The following is a 3,749-nucleotide window of genomic DNA, read 5'->3' on the forward strand; positions in this document are numbered from 1 at the left end:
ATGCGGATCGACCCGCCGCCGTCGTTGGCGTGCGCGATCGGGACGACGCCGGAGGCGACCAGGGCCGCCGCGCCGCCCGAGGAGGCGCCGGGCGAGTGCGAGGGCTTCCACGGGTTGCGGACCGGCTGGGCGGTGGCGAACTCGGTGGAGGCGTTGAGGCCGAACTCGGGCAGCCGGGTCTTGCCGAGGACGGCGAGGCCGGTGGCGAGGAACTGGTCGGCGAAGCGGGCGTTGCGCCGGGCGGGCCGGGCCCGGTAGGCGGCGCTGCCGTTGCCGGTGGGCAGGCCGCGCAGGTCGACGTTGTCCTTGAGGTAGGTCGGCACGCCCCACAGCGGCCCGCCGATGCCCTCGCGGCTGATCCGCGGCCGGTCGTACGAGGCGTGGGCGACGGGCAGCAGCGTGTCGTCGACGCGGGCGGCGCGGGCGACGGCCGCGGCGACCAGCTCCCGGGGGTTGACCTCGCCGGCGCGCACGAGGGCGGCGAGCGCCACCGCGTCGTGCTCGCCGAGGGCGTCGTCGGTGAACGCGTGGACCCGCTCGTCGGCCATCCCAACTCCCCACTTCCTACTGACCGGTAGTCTCGCAAGAGGTTGGCAGTCTAGGCGCGCGACGGCGCCCGCGGAAAGCCCGCCACGCCGCGCCGACCGGAGCAGGCGTCAACCCCCGGACGGCGCACGGACGTTCGGCACACGCCCCCATGTTCACCCGCCCGCCGCCGGGCGATCGTTTCGCCGACTCCCGCCGGGGAAGCTGCCGTTCACCTACCCCCGCACCCCAAGGTGACGCCCGTGCCCACCCAGTACACCTCGGCCACCGCCCCCGGCGCCCTGCCCCTGCTCGGCCACGTCCCGGCCTTCGTCCGCCGCCCGTACGACTTCGTCGCCGGCCTGCCCGCCCACGGCGACCTCGTCCGGCTGCGGCTCGGCCCGATGGACGCGTACGTCGCCTGCCACCCGGACCTCGTCCGCCGCATGCTCACCGAGGACCGCACCTACGACAAGGGCGGACTCGTCGTCGACAAGGCCCGCGAGGTCTTCGGCGACGGCCTCGCCACCTGCCCGGCCGCCGCCCACCGCCGCCAGCGCCGGATGATCCAGCCCGCGTTCCACCGCGACCGGCTGCCCGGCTACGCCGCGCTGATGGCCGACGAGATCGCCGGCGTCACCGCGCCCTGGCGCGACCGCGAGGTGGTCGACGTCCCCGCCGCCATGTACCGCCTCACCACCGCCGTCACCGCCCGCTGCCTCTTCGCCGCCCACGAGCGGGCCGGCGCCCTGCCCGTCCACCGGGCCATGGACGTCGTCACCCACGGCGTCGCCCGGCGGATCATGGTGCCGCTGCCCGGCACCGACCGGATCCCCACCCCCGGCAACCGCCGCTACCACCGCGCCCGCGCCGACCTCGCCGAGATCACCCGCCGCCTCATCGCCGACTACCGCGCCGCCGGCACCGACCACCACGACCTGCTGTCGATGCTGCTCGCCGCCCGCGACGAGGACGGCAGCGCCCTGACCGACGGCGAGATCCACGACCAGGTGATCACCTTCCTGCTCGCCGGGATGGAGACCACCGCCGCGACGCTCTCCTGGGCCTGGACGCTGCTCGCCGCCCACCCGGCCGTCCGCGAGCGCCTGCACGCCGAGCTCGACACCGTCCTCGACGGCCGCCCCGCCCGCCACGAGGACCTGCCCGCCCTGCCGCTGACCGCGCGCATCGTCACCGAGACGCTGCGGCTCTACCCGGTCTCGTGGCTCCTCAGCCGCGTCGTCACCGGGGACGGCACCGAGCTGGGCGGCCACCGCGTCCCGGCCGGCGCGACCATCCTGTTCAGCCCGTACCTGCTGCACCGCAGGGCCGACCTGTTCCCCTGCCCCGACCGCTTCGACCCCGACCGCTGGCTCGACACCACCCGCCCCACGCTGGGCACGTACGCCCCCTTCGGCGCCGGCGCCCGCCGCTGCATCGGCGACGCGTTCGGCACGACGGAGGCCGTCCTCGCCATCGCCACCATCGCCTCCCGCTGGACGGTCACCCCGACCCCCGGCCGCCCGGTGCGCCCCCTGCGCAGCGCCGCGATGTGCCCGCGGCCCTTCACCGCCACCCTCGCGCTGCGCCGCTGAGGGGGCGGGTCTACCGGCCGCGCCGCGGCTTGCCGCGCTTGGCGGCGGCGGGCTTCGGCTTCTGGCCCGTCTTCTGCGCGGGCTTCTGGCCCGCCTTCTGGGGCTGCGGCTTGCGGGCCGGCGCCTTCTTCGCCTCGGCCTTCTTCGGCTCCTGCGCCGGGGCGGCGCCGCGCCCGCGCGAGCTGTTCACCGTCCGCCCCCGGACGATGCCGATGAACTCCTCGACCAGGTCCGTCGTCCGCTCCTGCGGCCAGGACAGCGCCACCTGCGACTGCGGCGCGTCGGCGACCGTCCGGTACGTGAGGTCGCGGCGGTGGTGCAGCCGGGCGAGGGACTGCGGCACCAGCAGGACGCCGACGTTGGCCGCGACGAGCTCGATCGCGTCGCCCGTGGTCGCCGGGCGCTCGATGGCGGGGCGCCCGGGCAGCTCGGTCCAGCCCAGGGTGTCGTCCAGGGGGTGGAAGACGACGTCGTCGGCCAGGTCGGCGAGGGCGACGTCGTCCTCGGCCGCGGCGAGCCAGTGCTCCTTGGGGAAGACGACGACGGTGGTCTCGGTGTACAGCGGGATCGCGCTCAGCACGTCCTTGTCCACCGGCAGCCGCACCAGGCCGGCGTCCGCCCCGCCCTCGCGCAGCGTCCGCTCGCCGTCGCCGGCGGGCACCGCGAGGAGGTCGAGCGGAACGTCCGGGAGCCGTTCGCCCCAGACGCGCGCCCACTTGCCAGGGGTGACGCCGGGGACGTAAGCGAGCCGGAAGGACGGGTTCACCTGCATGTCTGTCACAGGGCAAGGCTACCGACCGCGACCGGGAGCGCCCGCGCACTCCCTTACCCTTGTCCTCATGACATCGCTCAAGCAGAAGACCGGCCAGACCATGAAGCCGGCCACCGCGGCCAAGAAGCTGGGGATCTACCTCGACGCGGCCCCGGCGAGCTTCCAGGACGGCCCGGTCTCCCGCGAGGAGCTCAACGCCCTCCAGGCGAGCCCGCCGCAGTGGCTCCAGGACCTCCGCCAGAACGGCCCGCACCCGCGCCCGGTGGTCGCCGCCAAGCTCGGCGTCTCCATCTCGGGCCTGGCCCGCGGCGGGGTGACCGAGGCGCTCACCACCGAGCAGATCGACGCCCTCAAGGCCGAGAACCCGCTCTGGCTCCAGCACGAGCGCGCCAACCAGGTGGACGTCCGCAAGGAGACCGCCCGGATCAAGGCCAAGCACGAGAAGGAGGCCGCGGAGGCCGCCACCAAGGCCGCGAAGGACGCGAAGGCCTGACGCTCCCCGCCCCCGAAGTACCGATGCCGGTCCGCGTTGCCCCAGGGCGACGGGGACCGGCATCGTCACGTCACGGGCCGGCTGCACGAACCCGCAGCGGCCAATGCCGTCACAGGGGTTGCCACCGGATGACGTTTCGTCATAGGCACCTCTCATGAACGAGCAGACTCACCAGGCCGAACTCGCCGCGCTCGCCGACGAGTACTTCGCCGCCGAGAACGCGTACGACCCGTTCGGCGCCACGCTCAGCGGGGTCGCCGGCCACGCCCACGAGGTGCCGGACCCGTCCCGGGAGGCCGCCCTGGAGCACCGCGCGCTGCTCCAGGGGCTCGGGGCGCGGCTCGCCGCGGTGCCCCTCGACGGG

5 protein-coding genes are annotated in these 3,749 nt (G+C 75.2%); 3 read left to right on the forward strand and 2 right to left on the reverse strand.

What is annotated here, in order from left to right; genetic code table 11:
* A partial coding sequence (locus AB0O00_RS31540; protein WP_363657587.1) for an amidase family protein occupies positions 1 to 548 on the reverse strand: 548 nt, incomplete at its 3' end.
* Between the two features lie 240 nt (positions 549 to 788).
* On the opposite strand from AB0O00_RS31540, the gene AB0O00_RS31545 reads away from it, so the two are divergent.
* Positions 789 to 2,120 carry a cytochrome P450 gene (locus AB0O00_RS31545; RefSeq protein ID WP_363657589.1) on the forward strand — a complete coding sequence of 444 codons (1,332 nt, stop codon included), beginning with the start codon at positions 789 to 791 and terminating at the stop codon, positions 2,118 to 2,120.
* Between the two features lie 10 nt (positions 2,121 to 2,130).
* Here the strand turns inward: AB0O00_RS31545 and AB0O00_RS31550 are convergent, their stop codons facing one another.
* The gene (locus tag AB0O00_RS31550; RefSeq protein WP_363657597.1) at positions 2,131 to 2,892 is read right to left on the reverse strand and encodes a LysR substrate-binding domain-containing protein; all 762 of its coding nucleotides are present in this window, start codon (positions 2,890 to 2,892) and stop codon (positions 2,131 to 2,133) included.
* A 67-nt stretch (positions 2,893 to 2,959) separates the two neighbouring features.
* Between AB0O00_RS31550 and AB0O00_RS31555 the strand changes: the two genes are divergently transcribed.
* Together AB0O00_RS31555 and AB0O00_RS31560 are read left to right on the forward strand one after the other, a co-directional pair.
* Positions 2,960 to 3,385, forward strand: a complete 426-nt coding sequence (locus tag AB0O00_RS31555; protein ID WP_363657591.1) for a DUF5997 family protein — start codon at positions 2,960 to 2,962, stop codon at positions 3,383 to 3,385.
* A gap of 154 nt (positions 3,386 to 3,539) precedes the next feature.
* The coding region (locus AB0O00_RS31560) for a hypothetical protein (RefSeq protein WP_363657593.1) at positions 3,540 to 3,749 on the forward strand (210 nt) is incomplete at its 3' end.

The sequence above is a fragment of the Kitasatospora sp. NPDC093558 genome (assembly GCF_040683475.1).
Taxonomy (GTDB): Bacteria; Actinomycetota; Actinomycetes; order Streptomycetales; family Streptomycetaceae; genus Kitasatospora.